This window comes from Cupriavidus sp. PET2-C1 (assembly GCF_054515855.1).
The window spans coordinates 1,055,683-1,073,123 of sequence record NZ_CM137259.1 but is presented as its reverse complement, the minus strand read 5'-3'; the positions used below and the strand labels follow the sequence as shown (position 1 = coordinate 1,073,123).

General features: G+C 65.2%; 17 protein-coding genes. 6 read left to right on the top strand and 11 right to left on the bottom strand.

Annotated features, from left to right (window positions below; genetic code table 11):
* Positions 1 to 34 precede the first annotated feature (34 nt).
* The 4 genes from ACX12D_RS04850 to ACX12D_RS04835 all read left to right on the top strand — a co-directional run bounded on the left by ACX12D_RS04850 (position 35) and on the right by ACX12D_RS04835 (position 3,323).
* Entirely contained in the window at positions 35 to 433 is a 399-nt protein-coding gene (locus ACX12D_RS04850) for a hypothetical protein (protein WP_459373127.1), read from the top strand.
* A gap of 279 nt (positions 434 to 712) precedes the next feature.
* Entirely contained in the window at positions 713 to 1,198 is a 486-nt protein-coding gene (locus tag ACX12D_RS04845; RefSeq protein ID WP_459373126.1) for an NINE protein, read from the top strand.
* A 32-nt stretch (positions 1,199 to 1,230) separates the two neighbouring features.
* On the top strand, positions 1,231 to 2,157 hold the full coding sequence (locus ACX12D_RS04840) for a LysR family transcriptional regulator (protein WP_459373125.1): 927 nt from the start codon (positions 1,231 to 1,233) through the stop codon (positions 2,155 to 2,157).
* 83 nt (positions 2,158 to 2,240) lie between these two features.
* Positions 2,241 to 3,323 carry a PA0069 family radical SAM protein gene (locus ACX12D_RS04835; RefSeq protein ID WP_459373124.1) on the top strand — a complete coding sequence of 361 codons (1,083 nt, stop codon included), beginning with the start codon at positions 2,241 to 2,243 and terminating at the stop codon, positions 3,321 to 3,323.
* Between the two features lie 25 nt (positions 3,324 to 3,348).
* On the opposite strand, the gene ACX12D_RS04830 is transcribed toward ACX12D_RS04835, so the two are convergent.
* Positions 3,349 to 3,852, bottom strand: a complete 504-nt coding sequence (locus tag ACX12D_RS04830) for an Lrp/AsnC ligand binding domain-containing protein (RefSeq protein WP_441639446.1) — start codon at positions 3,850 to 3,852, stop codon at positions 3,349 to 3,351.
* A gap of 109 nt (positions 3,853 to 3,961) precedes the next feature.
* Here ACX12D_RS04830 and ACX12D_RS04825 point away from each other — a divergent pair, with 109 nt between their 5' ends.
* Positions 3,962 to 5,266, top strand: coding sequence for a D-amino acid dehydrogenase (locus tag ACX12D_RS04825; protein WP_459373123.1), 1,305 nt, complete (start codon positions 3,962 to 3,964; stop codon positions 5,264 to 5,266).
* A 74-nt stretch (positions 5,267 to 5,340) separates the two neighbouring features.
* Here the strand turns inward: ACX12D_RS04825 and ACX12D_RS04820 are convergent, their stop codons facing one another.
* The 8 genes from ACX12D_RS04820 to ACX12D_RS04785 form a co-directional block, all read right to left on the bottom strand.
* Complete coding sequence (locus tag ACX12D_RS04820; protein ID WP_459373122.1) at positions 5,341 to 7,125, bottom strand: acyl-CoA dehydrogenase; 1,785 nt, start codon at positions 7,123 to 7,125, stop codon at positions 5,341 to 5,343.
* Between the two features lie 105 nt (positions 7,126 to 7,230).
* Positions 7,231 to 8,166 (bottom strand): electron transfer flavoprotein subunit alpha/FixB family protein, encoded by a 936-nt coding sequence (locus ACX12D_RS04815; protein ID WP_174423155.1) that lies wholly within the window; start codon positions 8,164 to 8,166, stop codon positions 7,231 to 7,233.
* 19 nt (positions 8,167 to 8,185) lie between these two features.
* On the bottom strand, positions 8,186 to 8,935 hold the full coding sequence (locus ACX12D_RS04810) for an electron transfer flavoprotein subunit beta/FixA family protein (RefSeq protein ID WP_006158397.1): 750 nt from the start codon (positions 8,933 to 8,935) through the stop codon (positions 8,186 to 8,188).
* Between the two features lie 204 nt (positions 8,936 to 9,139).
* A complete protein-coding gene (locus ACX12D_RS04805) occupies positions 9,140 to 9,937 on the bottom strand; it encodes a MetQ/NlpA family ABC transporter substrate-binding protein (RefSeq protein WP_459373121.1) in 798 nt (265 codons plus the stop codon).
* Positions 9,938 to 10,005: 68 nt separating this feature from the next.
* Positions 10,006 to 10,659, bottom strand: a complete 654-nt coding sequence (locus tag ACX12D_RS04800; RefSeq protein WP_043344505.1) for a methionine ABC transporter permease — start codon at positions 10,657 to 10,659, stop codon at positions 10,006 to 10,008.
* A complete protein-coding gene (locus ACX12D_RS04795) occupies positions 10,649 to 11,683 on the bottom strand; it encodes a methionine ABC transporter ATP-binding protein (RefSeq protein ID WP_459373120.1) in 1,035 nt (344 codons plus the stop codon). The genes ACX12D_RS04800 and ACX12D_RS04795 overlap by 11 nt, the downstream gene beginning before the upstream one ends.
* Positions 11,684 to 11,853: 170 nt before the next feature.
* Complete coding sequence (locus tag ACX12D_RS04790) at positions 11,854 to 12,657, bottom strand: enoyl-CoA hydratase (RefSeq protein WP_459373119.1); 804 nt, start codon at positions 12,655 to 12,657, stop codon at positions 11,854 to 11,856.
* A gap of 11 nt (positions 12,658 to 12,668) precedes the next feature.
* The gene (locus tag ACX12D_RS04785) at positions 12,669 to 13,592 is read right to left on the bottom strand and encodes a histone deacetylase family protein (protein ID WP_459373118.1); all 924 of its coding nucleotides are present in this window, start codon (positions 13,590 to 13,592) and stop codon (positions 12,669 to 12,671) included.
* A 118-nt stretch (positions 13,593 to 13,710) separates the two neighbouring features.
* On the opposite strand from ACX12D_RS04785, the gene mltB reads away from it, so the two are divergent.
* A complete protein-coding gene (gene mltB, locus ACX12D_RS04780) occupies positions 13,711 to 14,817 on the top strand; it encodes a lytic murein transglycosylase B (protein WP_459373117.1) in 1,107 nt (368 codons plus the stop codon).
* An 85-nt stretch (positions 14,818 to 14,902) separates the two neighbouring features.
* On the opposite strand, the gene cysM is transcribed toward mltB, so the two are convergent.
* Together cysM and ACX12D_RS04770 are read right to left on the bottom strand one after the other, a co-directional pair.
* On the bottom strand, positions 14,903 to 15,805 hold the full coding sequence (gene cysM / locus ACX12D_RS04775; RefSeq protein WP_459373931.1) for a cysteine synthase CysM: 903 nt from the start codon (positions 15,803 to 15,805) through the stop codon (positions 14,903 to 14,905).
* Between the two features lie 70 nt (positions 15,806 to 15,875).
* Positions 15,876 to 17,186, bottom strand: a complete 1,311-nt coding sequence (locus tag ACX12D_RS04770) for a solute carrier family 23 protein (protein WP_459373116.1) — start codon at positions 17,184 to 17,186, stop codon at positions 15,876 to 15,878.
* Between the last annotated feature and the right edge of the window lie 255 nt (positions 17,187 to 17,441).

Sequence of the window (17,441 nt, the reverse complement as noted above, 5' to 3'; positions counted from 1 at the left end):
AACCTCACCACGCGACAGGATACTGGGATTCCGCATGCTCCCCCGCACCCTCCTGCGCGACTCGGTGGCTGGCTTCCTGTTGGCCGTTTCCTTGCTCGGCCTCAATGCTGTCAGCCATGCACAGGTCGCGTTTTGGCAACATAGCCGGCCCGAAGGCCGGATTGTGAGCAATGCGCCAGGCCACGGCGCATGGGAAATGGCGAGTGTACGCGCGGAACGGCAAGACCATGTGCGGGCCCAGATCGAACGCATGGAAGCCCGCGCGCGCGCCGATGACCGCCTGAATGGCCGCCCCTTGCCTCCACAGGAACGCGACGATGAACGCAACCGGCAGTCGGATCGCAATATGCAAGGCGACAACGGGCGCGGCGAGCAGCGCGGCTCCGGCATGGGCCCGGGCTGGCAAGCGCGCGGACGAGACGGCGGCCGCTAGGCAAGCCAGCCCCCGCCTCCTCACAGTCTCCGCCGGCTGATTGCCGTGCCCGCGGCAATCACGCGCTGCTGTCTACTTGCTCCCCTCCTCGACGATATGCCGCGAAACGAACTCTCGCGGGCATCCTCGTCCGACCCGCAAAGCTTCCTACCCGGCTCCGCCGGTGTCCGCCCACGGTAGATGCCAGCGTACAATGAGCGCCGGCGCCAGCCTGGCTGGCACTCACCTGATTTGCGCCGGCCGACCGCCCCTGCCGGCCATTAACCTAGCTGTCGCCCCATGCCCGCCGCTACCCAAGTTTCAGCCACCGCCGCCCCCAAGCCGCTTCAGGGCAAATCCAAACTGGTCACGGTCGCACTGGCCTTCCTGCTCGGCACCGTGGGCCTGCATCGCTTCTACCTGGGCGGCTTGCGCGATAAATTTGCCTGGGCGCACCTGCTGGCGGCACTCGCCGGGGTCATCGGCGTCATGTCGATGCAGACGGGCGCCGGCTCGCCGGCCCTGAACTGGACCTTTGCCATTGCCGGCGGCACGTCGGTGATCAGCGCCTTCCTGGCGGCCATCGTGTATGGCCTGCGCCCCGACGACAAATGGGATGCCCGCTTCAACCCGCATGGCACGCCAACCCGTTCGGGCTGGCCCGTCGTGATCCTGGTCATCCTGTCCCTGCTGATCGGCACCGGCCTGTTGATGGCGGGCCTGGCCATCAGTTTTCAGACATTCTTCGAATCCCAGGTCGAAGCCGCGCGCGCCTTGTCGCAGTAAGCCCCGGGTCCCAGGCTCAGCCCCCAGCGCCGATGCACTTCGACCTGCTGGACATCGCCGTGTTCGTGCGCGCAGCGTCGCTGGGCAACCTCTCGGCCGCGGCGCGCGATCTCGGCTTGTCCACCTCCTCGGCCAGCAGCCGCCTGGCGCAGCTCGAGCAGCAGCTCGGCACGCGGCTGCTGCACCGGACCACGCGCCGCCTCTCCCTGACCGGCGAAGGCGAACGCTTCCTCGAACATGCCGCGCAATTGCTCGACACGGCCGGCCAGGCCGCGCAATCGGTGGGCCGCGGCGCGCAGGCGCCCCAGGGGCAGCTGCGGGTCACGGTGCCCGCCTCTTTTGGCCGCCAGCACGTCTCGCCGGCCATCCCTGACTTCCTCGCCGCCTACCCTGGCCTGACGCTGGACCTGCGCCTGACCGACCAGGTGATCGGCCTGGTCGAGGCCGGCGTCGACGTGGCATTGCGCATGGGCGCGTTGCCGGACTCATCCCTGGTGGCACGCCCCCTGGCCCCGAGCCATCGCGCCGTTTGCGCCTCGCCTGGCTACCTTGCCGCGCACGGCACGCCCCGGCATCCGGAAGAGTTGCGCCACCACAATTGCATCGTGCTGGGCGACCAGTCCTCCTGGCAGTTCGACACGGCGCTGGGCAAGACAGCGGTAGCGGTCGCCGGCAACCTGCGCACGGACAACGGCGAAGTCATCCGGGATGCGATCCTGGCTGGCATGGGGCTGGCGCTGAAGTCGACCTGGGATGTTGGCCCTTACCTGCGCAGCGGCGCGCTGGTCCGCGTGCTCGCCGATTACCCGGTGCTGCCGGCCGTGTCGATCTGGGCGGTCTATCCCAGCCGCCGCCAGGTGCCCGCGAAGACGCACGCGTTTATCGATTTCTTTGCTGCGCGCTTCGGCTCCCCACCCTACTGGGATAGCCCCGAGGCCACGCCTCCCGTCCCAAAATAAGCACCGCTTTAAACACCGCTTGGCGGGCTATGCGAAGTACTGTATAAATATACAGTACAAACCGTAGCCGCAGGACCGCCAACGTGCCGACCCGACCACCTTCCTCCAGCCCGCTGAAAGGCCGGGCGGCGCGCTCGAACGGCGTCAGCCGGTTCGACGCCTGGACCCGCGAACGGGTCGCCGACGAGTCCCAAGCCTTCGATGAGCCAGAGACACCCCAAATCCAGACCATTGTCTTCACGGAAAAAGCCAAACGCATTGTCTCGCGCAACCAGTCGCCAGACCTGCCGTTCGACGCGTCCATCAATCCGTACCGCGGGTGCGAGCATGGCTGTATCTATTGCTATGCCCGGCCCAGCCATGCCTATCTGGGGCTTTCGCCGGGCCTCGACTTCGAAACCCGCCTGTACGCAAAAGACAACGCCGCCGCCTTGCTCGAGGCCGAACTGGCTCACCGCAACTACGTACCGACGGTAATCGCGCTGGGGGCCAATACAGACCCCTACCAGCCCATCGAGCGGGATCTCAAGATCACGCGCGGCATCCTGGAAGTGCTGGAGCGATTCAACCATCCGGTGGCCATCACGACCAAATCGGGCGTAGTCACGCGCGACATCGACATCCTGCAGCGCATGGCGGCCAAGAACCTGGTCCGGGTCCATATGTCGGTCACGTCGCTCAGGAACGAGATCGCCCGCACGCTGGAGCCCCGCGCGAGCGCGCCGGCGCGCCGCCTGGCCGCGATCGCTTCGCTGAGCGAGGCCGGCATTCCAGTGGGGGTGATGGTGGCGCCGGTCATTCCAAGCCTGACCGATCCGGAGATGGAATCCATCCTTGAAGCCGGCGCCAAGGCCGGCGCGAAAACCGCGGCGTATATCCTGCTGCGCCTGCCGCGCGAGGTGGAGCAGCTGTTCTCGGAGTGGCTGGCCACCTACCATCCGCTGCGCGCCCGGCACGTCGAAAGCCTGGTCGCGCAGATGCGCGGGGGGCAAGCCTACGACTCGCGGTTCGGCACGCGCATGACCGGCACCGGCATCTTTGCCGAACTGCTGCGCAAGCGCTTCAAGCTGGCCTGCCAGCGCTTCGGGCTCAATGCTGAGCGCCACCCGCTCACCACCGAGCATTTCTCCCGGGCGAGCGCCACGCCACAGTTGTCGCTGTTCTAGACCGGATGCGCAGGACCGCGCGGCTTCAGGCATGCGGCGCCTTCTCGTCGACCGCGATCGCCAGCGTTTCCTTGATCTCTTCCATCACCACGTAGCTCTTGGACTGCGCGGCGCCCGGCAACTGCAGCAGGATGTCGCCCAGCAGGCGGCGGTATTCGCCGATCTCGCGGATCCGCGCCTTGATCAGGTAGTCGAAATCGCCCGAGACCAGATGGCACTCCAGCACCTCAGGGATGCGCGACACCTCGCGGCGGAACTGCTCGAACATATTTCCGGACTTGTTGCCCAGCGATATCTCGACAAACACCAGCAAGCCGCTGCCGAGCAGTGCGGGATTCAGGCGCGCGTAGTAGCCCATGATGACGCCGTCACGCTCCATGCGCTTGACCCGCTCGATGCATGGCGTGATGGTCAGGCCGACCGCTTCCGCCAGTTCCTTCATCGACATACGCCCGTCCGCCTGGAGCATGGCCAGAATCTTCCGATCCAGCCGGTCCAGGCTGCGCACGGGCTGACGACTCGTTCTCATTAGTTATTCCTGTTTCTCTGCAAATTACAATAACTATGACTGCCAAGATTTAAATAGTATAGATGTAAATACTCTATCCCTTCTATTTCTTGGTTGCGAGCCCCCGACTATGCGCGTTCTCGTTCTTGGCAGTGGCGTAATTGGCGTTACCAGCGCCTGGTACCTGGCCCGTGCCGGCCATGAGGTCACCGTGATCGACCGGGAGGCCGCGCCCGCGCTGGGGACCAGCTTCGCCAACGCCGGCCAGATCTCCCCGGGCTACGCGTCGCCCTGGGCCGCACCAGGCGTGCCGCTCAAAGCCATCAAGTGGATGTTCCAGGAGCACGCACCGCTGTCCATCAAACCGGACGGCACGCTGTTCCAGCTGCAATGGATGTGGCAGATGCTGATGAACTGCAGCGCCGAGCGCTATGCCGTCAACAAGGAACGCATGGTGCGCCTGGCCGAGTACAGCCGCGACTGCATCGTCGCCCTGCGCGCCGATACCGGCATCGCCTACGAAGGCCGCCAGCAAGGCACGCTGCAACTCTTCCGCACCGCCGAGCAGCTCGACGGTGCCGCCAAGGACATTGCCGTGCTGGAACAAGCCGGCGTGCCCTACCAGTTGCTATCGCGCGAGGAACTCGCCGCCAGCGAACCGGCCCTGGCCGCCGTCAGCCACAAGCTGACCGGCGGCCTGCGGCTACCCAACGATGAAACCGGCGACTGCCAGCTGTTCACCCGGCAACTCGCCGCCATGGCCGAAGGCCTGGGCGTACGGTTCCAATACAACCGCTCCATCGACGGGCTGCTGACCAAGGGCGATGCCGTTACCGGCGCCATGGTTGGCGGCGAGCCTGTCACGGCCGATCTGGTCGTGGTGGCGTTGGGCAGCTGGTCGACACCGTTCGTGAAGAACTTCCTGCCGGGCCTGTCGAACCTCCCGGTATACCCGCTCAAGGGATTCTCGCTCACGGTGCCGATGATCAATGCGGAGCGCAGCCCCGTTTCCACGGTGCTCGACGAAACCTTCAAGGTGGCGATTACCCGCTTCGACGATCGCATCCGCGTGGGCGGCATGGCGCAGATCGTGGGCTACGACCGCACGCTCGACCCGGCCAAGCGCCGCACCCTGGAGCATGTGGTCACGGATCTGTTCCCGGGCGCGGGCGATGTCAGCCGCGCCAGCTTCTGGACCGGCCTGCGCCCGATGACGCCGGATGGCACGCCCATCGTCGGCCCCACGCAGGTCAAGGGCCTGTGGCTCAATACCGGCCATGGCACGTTGGGCTGGACCATGGCCTGCGGCTCGGGCAAGCTGCTGTCTGACCTGGTGTCCGGCACCTCGCCGGCGATCCGCGCAGACGATCTCTCGGTGGCTCGCTATCTCAAGCCAGCAAGAACGCACTCCGCCCCGCGCCACGCAGCGGCCTGATCCGCGCATCGGTTTCGAGGAAGTAAAAAAGGCGACCCGCGGGTCGCCTTTTTCTTGCCTGGACCAGGAAGATCTCAGAACTGCGCTTCGCTCAACGCATTGACCGGCGCCGCGCCCGCCACGATGGCATCGCGCAAACCCGATGCCTGCGACAGGATGTGCTCCGCGAAGAAATGCGCCGTCGAGATCTTGGCGTCGTGGAAGGACGGATCCTCGGCACGCTTCGCGTCCGCCGCGAGCATTGCCCGGCCAAGCTGCCAGCCCGAAAACACGATGCCGCAGAGCTTCAGGTAAGGCACGCTGCCGGCAAACACCGCATTCGGGTCCGACTTGGCATTGGCCACGACGAACGCCACCACGGTCTCCAGCGCGGCGCGTCCCTTGGCCAGTTGCGCCTGCACCGCGCTGAATGCCGCGCCACCATGCTTGCCCAGCGCCGCCTCGGTCTCGGCGATCTGCGTGCAGATCGCACGGGCCACCGCGCCACCATCGCGCAGCGTCTTGCGGCCGACGAGGTCGTTCGCCTGGATCGCGGTCGTGCCTTCGTAGATCGGCAGGATGCGGGCGTCGCGATAATGCTGGGCCGCACCGGTCTCCTCGATGAAGCCCATGCCGCCGTGCACCTGCACGCCGAGGCTGGTCACATCGATGGACAACTCGGTGCTCCAGCCCTTGACGATGGGCACCATGAACTCGTAGAACGCCTGGCTTTGCTTGCGCACCGCGTCGTCGGCATGCTGGTGCGCCGTGTCGCACGCGGCCGCGGCCACATACGCTACCGCGCGCGCGCCTTCGATCAGCGAGCGCATGGTCATCAGCATGCGCTTGACGTCCGGGTGATGGATGATGGCCACAGCCTCGCGCGCGGAACCATCGACCGGACGGCTTTGCACGCGCTCGCGGGCAAAATTCACAGCCTGCTGGTAGGCCCGCTCCGACACGGCGATGCCTTGCATGCCGACCGAGAAGCGCGCCGAGTTCATCATGATGAACATGTATTCCAGGCCGCGGTTTTCCTCGCCGACCAGCGTGCCGATGGCGCCACCGTGGTCGCCGAACTGCAGCACGGCTGTGGGGCTGGCCTTGATGCCCAGCTTGTGCTCGATCGACACGCAGTGCGCATCATTGCGCGCGCCCAGCGAACCATCCTCATTCACCAGGAACTTGGGCACGATGAACAGCGAAATGCCCTTGACGCCCTCGGGTGCCGTGGGCGTGCGCGCCAGCACGAGATGGACGATGTTCTGCGCCATGTCGTGCTCACCGTAGGTGATGAAGATCTTGGTGCCGAACACCTTGTAGGTACCGTCGCCCTGCGGCTCGGCGCGCGTGCGCACGGCGGCCAGGTCCGAACCGGCCTGCGGCTCGGTCAGGTTCATGGTGCCGGTCCATTCGCCGGAGATCAGCTTGGGCAGGAAGGTGGCCTTCTGCGCGTCGCTGCCCGCGGTCAGCAGGGCTTCGATGGCGCCGTCTGTCAGCAGCGGGCACAGCGCGAACGACAGGTTCGCCGTGTTCAGCATCTCGTTGCAGGCGGTAGCGATCAACTTGGGCAAGCCCTGGCCGCCGAATTCCTGCGGATGCAGCACGCCCTGCCAGCCACCTTCGCCAAACTGGCGGAACGCGTCCTTGAAACCGGGCGTGGTGGTAACCACGCCGTCCTTCCAGCTGCTCGGATCGGTGTCGCCAATGCGGTTGAGCGGCGCCACCACTTGTTCGTTGAATTTGGCTGCCTCGTCGAGCACCGCCTGCGCCGTCTCCGGTGTGGCGTCCTCGAAGCCGGGCAGCTTGCTGACTGCGTCAAGATCAGCCAGTTCGTTCATCACGAACAGCATGTCCTTGAGCGGGGCACGGTAGGTCATCGATGTCTCCGGTATGTATAAAAAAGCCGTTCTCGGGCGGGCCCGGAACGGCTAGTACTTCCTGATCGAGCCCGGCGCGTCAAACGCCGTGCCGGGCAGTGGGGATCAGCCCAGCGCCGCCACCAGTTCGGGCACGACGGTGTTCAGATCGCCAACCAGGCCGTAGTCGGCCACCGAGAAAATCGGGGCTTCGGCATCCTTGTTGATCGCGACGATCACCTTGGAGTCCTTCATGCCGGCCAGATGCTGGATCGCGCCGGAGATGCCGACGGCGATGTACAGCTGCGGCGCAACGATCTTGCCGGTCTGGCCGACCTGGTAATCGTTGGGCACGAAGCCGGCGTCGACAGCAGCGCGGGACGCGCCCATCGCGGCGTTCAGCTTGTCGGCCAGCGGCGTCAGCACCTTGGTGTAGTTCTCACCGGAACCCACGCCACGGCCACCGGACACGATGATCTTGGCGGCGGTCAGCTCGGGGCGGTCGCTCTTGGTGACTTCGCGCGAAACGAATTGCGAGATGCCAGCGTCGGCCACGGCGGGCAGGTTTTCCACGGCGGCCGAACCACCTTCGGCTGCGGCAGCGTCAAAGCCGGTACCGCGCACGGTGATGACCTTGACCTTGTCCGACGATTGAACGATCGAGATCGCGTTGCCGGCGTAGATCGGGCGCTCGAACGTGTCCGGGCTGTCGACCTTGGTGATGTCCGACAGCTGGGCTACGTCCAGCTTGGCCGCGACGCGCGGCAGGATGTTCTTGCCGTAGGCCGATGCGGGCGCCAGGATGTGGCTGTAGTCGCTGGCGATGGCCAGCACTTGCTCGGCCACGTTTTCAGCCAGGCCGTCGGCGAACTGCGGCGCGTCGGCCAGCAGCACCTTGGACACGCCGGCGATCTTCGCGGCGGCAGCGGCAGCAGCGGCGGCGTTGGCGCCGGCCACCAGCACGTGGACATCGCCGCCGCACTGGGCGGCTGCCGTCACGGTGTTCAGCGTGGCGGCCTTGATGGATTGGTTGTCGTGTTCAGCAATAACGAGTGCAGTCATGTTTTATCTCCTGGCGCGCTCAGATGACCTTGGCTTCGTTCTTCAGCTTTTGCACCAGCGTCGCAACGTCCGGCACCATCACACCCGCGCTACGCTTGGGCGGCTCAACGACCTTGACGGTCTTCAGACGCGGCGCCACATCCACGCCGAGATCTTCCGGCTTGACGATGTCGAGCGGCTTCTTCTTGGCCTTCATGATGTTCGGCAGCGTGACATAACGCGGCTCGTTCAGGCGCAGGTCGGTGGTCACCACCGCCGGCAGCTTGAGCGACAGGGTCTCCAGGCCGCCATCCACTTCACGCGTCACCGATGCGCGGCCATCGGCCACCACCACCTTCGAGGCGAAGGTAGCTTGCGGCAGGCCCGCCAGCGCAGCCAGCATCTGGCCGGTCTGGTTGGAGTCGTCGTCGATGGCCTGCTTGCCCAGGATCACCAGTTGCGGCTGTTCCTTGTCGACCAGGGCCTTGAGCAGCTTGGCCACGGCCAGCGGCTGGAGGTCTTCGTTCGATTCCACCAGGATGCCGCGGTCGGCACCAATGGCCATCGCCGTACGCAGGGTTTCCTGGCACTGGGTCACGCCGCAGGACACGGCGATCACCTCGGTGACCACCCCGGCTTCCCGCAGGCGCACCGCTTCTTCCACGGCGATTTCGTCAAACGGGTTCATGCTCATCTTGACGTTAGCCAGATCCACGCCCGTGCCGTCCGACTTCACCCGGACCTTGACGTTGTAATCCACCACGCGCTTGACTGCGACGAGTACTTTCATGCGCTCACTCCACTGATAGTCGATAGTCAGAAATTTGGTTCGCCCGCCATTATAACCACCGGGTGGGTGGCACTCTTATTTTTCGAACGGTCGTACTATTTTATCGGTAAAGAATTGCCGGGCATAGCCCGGCAATGTGAAAACCTCGCCGTATTGTGCCGCAGGATGCCCTGCGGCACACGGTTTTTGAGGGTTTTTTCAAACTTACCAGGCGGTAATCACCGAATCCTTGAAGGTGCTCTGGACGTACTGCTTGATCTCCGGCGAATGATAGGCCTTGACCAGCTTGGCTACCCAGGGCTTGTTCTTGTCGGCTTCGCGGATGGCGATCAGGTTGGCATAGGGACCCTTGGGGCCTTCCATGGCAATCGCGTCCTTGGTGGGCGACAGGCCGGCGGATTCAGCGTAGTTGCCATTGATGGCGGCGGCGTCCAGGTCATCCAGCGAACGCGGGAGCTGCGCGGCGTCCAGTTCGACGATTCGGATCTTTTTCGGATTGGAGACGATGTCCAGCGGCGTGGCCTTCAGGCCAGCATCCGGGCGCAGCTTGATCAAGCCCTTGCTTTGCAGCAACAGCAGGCCACGGCCGCCATTGGTGGGGTCGTTCGGCACGCCAACGCGCGCGCCGTCCTTGATCTGGTCGAGCGACTTGATCTTCTTGGAGTACACCCCCATCGGGAAGGTCACGGTGAAGGCGACGTGGGTGAACTTGTAGCCACGGTCCTTGATCTGCGCTTCCAGGTACGGCAGGTGCTGGTAGCTGTTGGCGTCCAGGTCGCCAGCGGCCAGCGCGGCATTCGGCTGGACATAGTCACTGAACTCCACCAGCTGGATATTCAGGCCGTCCTTGGCCGCGACCTTCTTCACCTGCTCCATGATCTGGGCGTGCGGGCCGCCGGTGACGCCGATCTTGATCGGCTTTTCCTGCGCCACGGCGCCAGTGGCCAGCGTGGCACCCAGGGCGGCGCCGACAATCCATTGCAGCAAGTTACGACGTTGCATGTTGACTTCCTTTTTCTCGATGGCTCTATGTCTTTGCAGATGGCCGGGCGGATCGCCGGGCCGACTTGTTACTTATGGCTGATGCGCCGCACCAGCCAGTCGCCGAAGCTTTGCACCGCTTGTACGAAGACGATCAGGATCAGCACCACCGCCACCATCACCTCGGTGATGTAGCGCTGATAGCCGTAGCGGATGCCGAGGTCGCCCAGGCCGCCGCCGCCAATGGCGCCGGCCATGGCCGAGTAGCCCACCAGGCTGACAAAGGTGATGGTCAGGCCGGCCACGATGCCGGGCATGGCCTCGGGCAGCAGCACCTTCATCACGATCTGGCCGGTGCTCGCACCCATCGACTGGGCGGCCTCGACCAGGCCTTTGTCGACTTCGCGCAGCGCGCTTTCCACCAGGCGCGCGATAAACGGGATCGCGGCGATGGTCAGCGGCACCACGGCTGCGGTCGTGCCGATCGACGAGCCCACGATAAAGCGCGTGAACGGAATCACCACCACCAGCAGGATGATGAAGGGGATCGAGCGCACGGCGTTGACCACCACGCCGATGGTGCGGTTGAACAGCGGGTGCGACAGCACGCCGCCGCGGTTGGTCAGGTGCAGCAGCACGCCCAGCGGCACGCCAAACAGCGCGCCAACCACGCCCGAGATGCTCACCATCAGCAGCGTCTCGTTGAACGAGGTCAGGAACAGGTCAAACATTTCAGACCACATGCTCGATCTCCTCCACCACCACGCCTTCTTGTTGCAGATACTCCATTGCCGCCTTCACGTCGGCCAGGTCGCCTGTGGCCATGATGGCCAGCGAGCCGAAGGCCTGACCCTGGATTTCGTCGATATGCCCGTGCAGGATATTGAAGTCCAGCCCGTAGCGGCGAATCGCCTGGGCCAGCACCGGCTGGTCCACGCCCGCGCCGGTGAAGGCCAGGCGATAGACGTGGTCGCGCCCGTTGCCGAGGCGGCTCTCCACGCGCTTGAGCACGCTTTGCGGCAGTTCCTGCGCGATCACGTCGCCGATCATGGCGCGCGTGACCGCATGCTGCGGACGCAGGAAGACGTCGATCACCCGGCCGGTTTCCACCACCTGGCCAGCTTCGAGCACGGCCACGCGGTCGCAGACCTGTTTGATCACTTCCATCTGGTGCGTGATCATGACAATGGTCAGGCCCAGCTCGCGGTTGATCTGCTTGAGCAGTTCCAGGATGGAGCGCGTGGTCTCCGGATCGAGGGCGGAAGTGGCCTCGTCCGACAGCAGCACCTTGGGCTTGCTGGCCAATGCACGTGCAATCCCCACGCGCTGCTTCTGCCCGCCGCTGATCTGGGCGGGATAGCGATCCTTGAGCGCCGTCAGGCCGACCAGTTCCAGCAGCGGCAGCACCGTGTCGGAGATCTCGCTGCGGGATTTTCCGGCCAGCTCCAGCGGCAGCGCCACGTTATCAAAAACGGTACGCGACGACAGCAGGTTGAAATGCTGGAAGATCATGCCGATGTCGCGGCGTGCCCGGCGCAACGCGCCGCTGTCGAGCACGGTCAGTTCCTGGCCGGCAACGAAGACGCGGCCGGCGCTAGGGCGGTTAAGCAGGTTGATGGCGCGCACCAGCGTGCTCTTGCCAGCGCCGCTGCGGCCGATGATGCCGAAGACCTCACCTGCCGCAATCGACAGGTTGACGTCCCGCAGCGCATGCACCTCACCCGACCCGCCGGGGAAGCGCTGCGAAAGACCTTGCAATTCGATCATGTGAAAAGAAAACGGCAACAGGCGAGTTTGTCTCTAGCACTGTTGCCGCATTTTATTTTTTTGGGCGAAGCGCGCATTTTAAGCGATCCGCTTCATACCAGAAACGACTTTTTGCCGATGTCTTTATACGCCAGGGGCATATAGCCCAACAAAAACCACCAAAAAGCGATTTAAGTATCACTCCACGAGGGCGGACGCTTGTCGAGGAAGGCCTGGACGCCTTCCAGCGCCGTCGGATCCATCATGTTGCAAGCCATGGTCTGCCCGGCGAGCTGATAGGCCGCTTCGATGCCCATCTCCAGCTGGCGGTAGAACAGGCCCTTGCCGGCGGTCACGGCGGCGGCCGGCTTGGCGCAGATGCTGGCCGCCAGGCGTGCAACCTCGGCGTCAAGGGCATCGGCGGGCACCACGCGGTTGACCAGCCCGCGGTCGCGGGCTTGCAACGCGTCGATCATGTCGCCGGTCAGCAGCATCTCCATGGCATGCTTGCGCGACAGGTTGCGCGACAGCGCCACGCCCGGAGTGGCGCAGAACAGGCCAAGGTTGACACCCGATACCGCAAAGCGAGCCACATCGGCGGCCACCGCCAGGTCGCACATCGCCACCAGCTGGCAGCCGGCCGCCGTGGCAATGCCCTGCACGCGCGCAATCACCGGCTGCGGCATCTTCTGCATCGCCATCATCATGCGGGTGCAGCGGTCGAACAGGCGGCGATAGTAGTCGTGCGACGGGCTGGCGCGCATCTCGCGCAGATCATGTCCCGCGCAGAACGCGCGGCCGGCGGCGGCCAGCACCACCACGCGAACCGAGGTATCGGCGCCGGCGCGGGCAAACGCCGCGGACAGCGCATCCAGCAGGTCCTCTGACAGCGCGTTGAACGCTTCCGGGCGGTTCATCGTCAGGCGCAGCACGCCCGGGGCGTCGAGGCTTTCGTTCACCAGCGAGGTCACGGGGCGGTTATCGGTTTCAGCCATGCCAGGGCCTCCTATCGTTCTAGCAGCACCTTGAGGTGCGCATACACGCTACGGCTCAGCGCGCTCAGGTTATAGCCGCCTTCCAGGCAACTGACGATGCGTCCCTTTGCATGGACGCGCGCGACGTCGACCAGTTGGGCGGTGATCCAGGCATAGTCCTGCTCGACCAGCCCCATCTGCCCGAGGTCATCCTCGCGATGGGCGTCGAAGCCGGCCGAGATAAACAACATCTGCGGCTTGAACTCGTTCAGGCGCGGCAGCCAGATCGTCTCCACCACTTCGCGCACCGCCAGGCCGTTGGTATAGGCCGGCAGCGGGATGTTCGACATATTGGTGGCAATGTGCTCGGTGCCGCTGTAGGGATAAAACGGATGCTGAAAGAAGCTGCACATCAGCACCTGGGCGTCGCCACGGAAAGCGGCTTCGGTGCCATTGCCGTGGTGCACGTCGAAATCGACGATGGCCACACGCTCCAGCCCGTGCGCGGCGAGCGCATGACGCGCGGCGATCGCCACGTTGTTGTAGAAGCAGAAACCCATGGCCCGGTCCGGCTCGGCATGATGGCCCGGCGGGCGCACGCAGCAGAACGCATTCTCGATCTCGCCCGCCATCACCGCATCGGTGGCAGCCACCGCGGCGCCTGCCGCGTGGGCGGCGGCGGCGAGCGTGTGCGGGTTCATCAGGGTATCGGGATCGATCGGGTGGTAGCCGCTGGCAGGGCTGGCCGCGGCCAGCGAGGCGGTGTACTGCGCAAGATGCACGCGCCCGATCTGCTCGGCGGTGGCGGCGCTCGCCTCGCGCCGGTCAAGCAGGCCATCCATGCCGTGCGAGATCAGGTGATCCTCAATGGCCTGCAGGCGCTCAGGGCATTCCGGATGGAAAGGCCCCATCTCATGCAGCAGGAACTCGGGATGCGTGTAATAGCCTGTGGGCATGTCTTATTGCTTTAATCGTGGTCTCCATTCGTTACGTTAGCACATGCCGCGCCAGCCACCCAGCGAGCTGCCGCGCGGGCACCATCCGCTATACTCGCAGCGACTTGCAAAGGACACCATGACCGACTCCCAGCGCTCCCTGCGTCGCCCGCTTCTGGGCGCCGCGCTTTCCGCTGCCGCATTGAGCTTGTGCGGCGTCTCCCCCGCCCTGCTTGCCGCCGGCAAGCGCCGCGTGAGCATGCGCGAAGAAGAAATCGAGCCGGGCCGCTACCGTGACAATCCCAAGAGCCGCGCCTTCATCGATGAGATGGTGGCACGCCACGGCTTTGCCCGCCAGACGCTGGAAAGCTGGTTCGGCCAGGCCGTGTATTCATCCACGGTGGTGCGCCTGATCATGCCGCCCGCCACGCCGGGCCGCAAAAGCTGGCGCACCTACCGCTCGCGCTTCATCGAGCCGATCCGCATCAACGCGGGCGTGCGCTTCTGGCAGCAAAATCGCGAAACACTGCGCCGTGCGGAAGCCGAGTTCGGCGTGCCGGCCTCGGTGATTGTCGGCATCATCGGTGTCGAGACCATCTATGGCCGCGACATGGGTACCTTCCGCGTCATCGACTCGCTCTCCACGCTGGCCTTCGATTATCCCGACGTGCCCAACCGCGAAGCGCGCACCACGCTGTTCCGCAACCAGCTGGCCGACTACCTGCTGTGGTGCCGCGACACCAACACCGATGTGTTCTCGGTGCTGGGCTCCTTCGCGGGCGCCGTGGGCATTCCGCAGTTCATGCCCACAAGCCTGCGCGAATACGCCATCGACTACGACGGCGACGGCCGCATCGACCTGCGCGGCAGCGCCACCGATGCGATCGGCAGCGTGGCGCGTTTCCTGCAGCTGCACGGCTGGGAACCGGGCCGCCCGGTGGTCTGGCGCATCGCCGCCGACGAGGGCAGCCGCGGCATCGCCGCCGCTGCAGCGGATGGCGAGCCATGGCCCACCCGCACGCTCAACCAGTTGCTCAAGGCCGGCCTGCGCGTGGACGAGCCGATCGACCCGGCACGCGAAGGCGAAACCGGCGTGCTGGTGGTGGACCTGCCCACGCCCGGCGAAACCACCGACTACATGCTCGGCCTGCGCAACTTCTATGTACTGACGCGCTACAACCGCAGCTTCTTCTACGCGCTGGCCGTGTACCAGCTGGGCGAGGCGGTCAAGGCAGCGATGGGCTGAGCCGGTATCCGCAGCGCGATAAGCAAAAAGCCCCCGCAAGACTGAGCTCGCGGGGGCTTTTTCAATGCGCGGGGGCAAGGCAGCATCAGGCCGGGAACACTCCGGTCGAAAGGTAGCGATCACCGCGATCGCACACCACGAACACGAGGGTGGCATTCTCCACTTCCTCGGCGATACGCAGCGCGACGCACAGCGCGCCGGCAGCCGAGATGCCGCAGAAGATTCCTTCCTCGCGCGCCATGCGACGTGCCATGTGCTCGGCATCGCCCTGGCTGACAGGCTCGGTACGGTCAATGAATTTCGGATTGTAGATCTTCGGCATGTACGCCTCGGGCCACTTGCGAATGCCGGGAATACGCGAGCCTTCGGCCGGCTGCGCGCCCACGATCTGGATCCCTGCGTTCTGTTCCTTCAGGTAGCGCGAGACACCGGTAATGGTGCCCGTGGTGCCCATGGCAGAGACGAAGTGAGTAATGCGTCCTTCGGTGTCGCGCCAGATTTCCGGGCCGGTGGTCTCGTAATGCGCCAGCGGATTGTCCGGGTTGGCGAACTGGTCCAGGATCACGCCGCGGCCGTCGCGCTCCATGGAGTCCGCGAGGTCACGCGCGTATTCCATGCCGCCCTTGACCGGTGTCAGGATGATCTCCGCGCCGTAGGCCGCCATGCTCTGGCGGCGCTCCATGCTCAGGTCTTCCGGCATGATCAGCACCATCTTGTAGCCGCGGATGGCGGCTGCCATGGCCAGCGCGATGCCGGTATTGCCCGAGGTAGCCTCGATCAGCGTATCGCCCGGCTTGATGCGCCCGCGCGATTCGGCGCGGGCAATCATCGAGACCGCCGGCCGGTCCTTGACCGAGCCCGCCGGGTTGTTGCCCTCGAGCTTGCCGAGGATTACGTTGCCGCGCGGGGCGCCGGCGGCGCCGGGGATGCGCTGCAGTTGCACCAGCGGCGTATTGCCGATGGTGTCTTCAATCGTCTTGTAGGCCATGGTGAGCGGGATTCCAATGTCGGCGGACATTGTAATCCAGTCGCAAATCCCGCGTTGCCGACGCGGCGTGTCAGGCTTCGGCTTCGGCTTCGGCCTTGCCGCTGCCCAGCACGTGGTACAGCAAAATTGCGCCAAACGTAGCGGTACCGATGCCGCCCAGCGTCATGCCGCCCAGCTTCAGGGTCAGGTCGCCAGCCGCCACGGTCAGCGTGGCGCCGACCGTGATCAGGTTGCGCGAACTGGAGAAGTCGACCTTGTTCTGCACCCAGATACGCCCGGCAGTGGCGGCGATCAGGCCGAACACCACAATGGTCAGGCCACCGATCACCGGGCCGGGGATGGTCAGGATCAACGCACCGAACTTGGGCGAAAAGCCCAGCACCAGCGCCACCGCCGCCGCCACCACGAAGATCAGCGTGGAGTAGATCTTGGTCACCGCCATCACGCCCATGTTCTCGGCATAAGTGGTCACGCCCGTGCCGCCGCCGCCGGCGGAAATGATGGTGGCAATGCCGTCGCCGATGAAGGCGCGGCCGATATAGGGATCGAGATTGCGGCCGGTCATCACGCTGATGGCCTTGATGTGCCCGAGGTTCTCCGCCACCAGCACGATGGCCACCGGCGCGATCAGCAGCATGGCGCTGGCCTGGAACACCGGCGTGGAGAAGACCGGCAGCCCGAACCAGGCCGCGGCGGCCACACCGGAGAAATCGATGCCTTTGCCCATGCCCAGCCCGTTGGTGCAAACGTAGTACAGCACGTAGCCGAACAGCCCGCCCACCAGTACCGGCAGCCGACGCAGCATGCCCGGCGCATGCACCGCCACCACGCCCACGGCCAGCACGGTCGCCAGCCCGACCCAGGTATCCAAGGCCGCACCGCTCACGGCCTTGACCGCCACCGGCGCGAGGTTCAGGCCGATGGCCGCGACGATGGCACCCGTCACCACCGGCGGCATCAGCCGCTCCACCCAGCGATACCCCACCGCCTGCACCACCAGCCCGATCAGCAGGTACAACACGCCAGCGGCGATGATGCCGCCGAGCGCCACCGGGATATTCGGGTTGGGGCCGCTGCCGGCGTAGCCGGTCGCCGCGATCACCACCGCGATGAAGGCAAAGCTGGAGCCCAGGTAGCTGGGCACCCTGCCGCGCACGCACAGGAAGAAGATCAGCGTGCCGATGCCGGAAAACAGGATGGCGATATTGGGATTGAAGCCCATCAGGATCGGTGCGATCGCGGTCGAGCCGAACATCGCCACCACGTGCTGGATACCTGCCAGCAGGGTCTGGCCGGCGGGCAGGCGCTCATCGGGCGCAATCACGCCGTGGGTCTTTAGCCGCCACTTGGGCAGGAATCCCGCGTCCTCGTTATTTCCCATTGTCCAGCTCCCTTTTTATTGGCCTGGCCGTCCCGTATGCGGGCAGGTCCGGCGCGATCTTGGATTTTGTTGGCCACGCAGCCGGCTCGGGCCGCAACAGCGTCCGCATGATACCGCGCGGCCGCATTCGTGATAAGCCACAGGGCATTAGCACGAGCCATACCAGCGCCGAAGCCTCGTGCTGGTGCACGAGCGGCAAAAAGCCCCGGGCTCGGCCGGGGCTTCGACGATCGGATAGCCTGGATGCGAGCGCCA

Excerpts from the sequence above, each read along its gene's own strand:
- ACX12D_RS04850 (WP_459373127.1), top strand. The coding sequence starts at position 35 with ATGCTCCCCCGCACCCTCCTGCGCGACTCGGTGGCTGGCTTCCTGTTG.
- ACX12D_RS04845 (WP_459373126.1), top strand. The coding sequence starts at position 713 with ATGCCCGCCGCTACCCAAGTTTCAGCCACCGCCGCCCCCAAGCCGCTT.
- ACX12D_RS04840 (WP_459373125.1), top strand. The coding sequence starts at position 1,231 with ATGCACTTCGACCTGCTGGACATCGCCGTGTTCGTGCGCGCAGCGTCG.
- ACX12D_RS04830 (WP_441639446.1), bottom strand. The coding sequence starts at position 3,852 with ATGAGAACGAGTCGTCAGCCCGTGCGCAGCCTGGACCGGCTGGATCGG.
- ACX12D_RS04825 (WP_459373123.1), top strand. The coding sequence starts at position 3,962 with ATGCGCGTTCTCGTTCTTGGCAGTGGCGTAATTGGCGTTACCAGCGCC.
- ACX12D_RS04820 (WP_459373122.1), bottom strand. The coding sequence starts at position 7,125 with ATGACCTACCGTGCCCCGCTCAAGGACATGCTGTTCGTGATGAACGAA.
- ACX12D_RS04815 (WP_174423155.1), bottom strand. The coding sequence starts at position 8,166 with ATGACTGCACTCGTTATTGCTGAACACGACAACCAATCCATCAAGGCC.
- ACX12D_RS04810 (WP_006158397.1), bottom strand. The coding sequence starts at position 8,935 with ATGAAAGTACTCGTCGCAGTCAAGCGCGTGGTGGATTACAACGTCAAG.
- ACX12D_RS04805 (WP_459373121.1), bottom strand. The coding sequence starts at position 9,937 with ATGCAACGTCGTAACTTGCTGCAATGGATTGTCGGCGCCGCCCTGGGT.
- ACX12D_RS04800 (WP_043344505.1), bottom strand. The coding sequence starts at position 10,659 with ATGTGGTCTGAAATGTTTGACCTGTTCCTGACCTCGTTCAACGAGACG.
- ACX12D_RS04795 (WP_459373120.1), bottom strand. The coding sequence starts at position 11,683 with ATGATCGAATTGCAAGGTCTTTCGCAGCGCTTCCCCGGCGGGTCGGGT.
- ACX12D_RS04790 (WP_459373119.1), bottom strand. The coding sequence starts at position 12,657 with ATGGCTGAAACCGATAACCGCCCCGTGACCTCGCTGGTGAACGAAAGC.
- ACX12D_RS04785 (WP_459373118.1), bottom strand. The coding sequence starts at position 13,592 with ATGCCCACAGGCTATTACACGCATCCCGAGTTCCTGCTGCATGAGATG.
- mltB (WP_459373117.1), top strand. The coding sequence starts at position 13,711 with ATGACCGACTCCCAGCGCTCCCTGCGTCGCCCGCTTCTGGGCGCCGCG.
- cysM (WP_459373931.1), bottom strand. The coding sequence starts at position 15,805 with ATGGCCTACAAGACGATTGAAGACACCATCGGCAATACGCCGCTGGTG.
- ACX12D_RS04770 (WP_459373116.1), bottom strand. The coding sequence starts at position 17,186 with ATGGGAAATAACGAGGACGCGGGATTCCTGCCCAAGTGGCGGCTAAAG.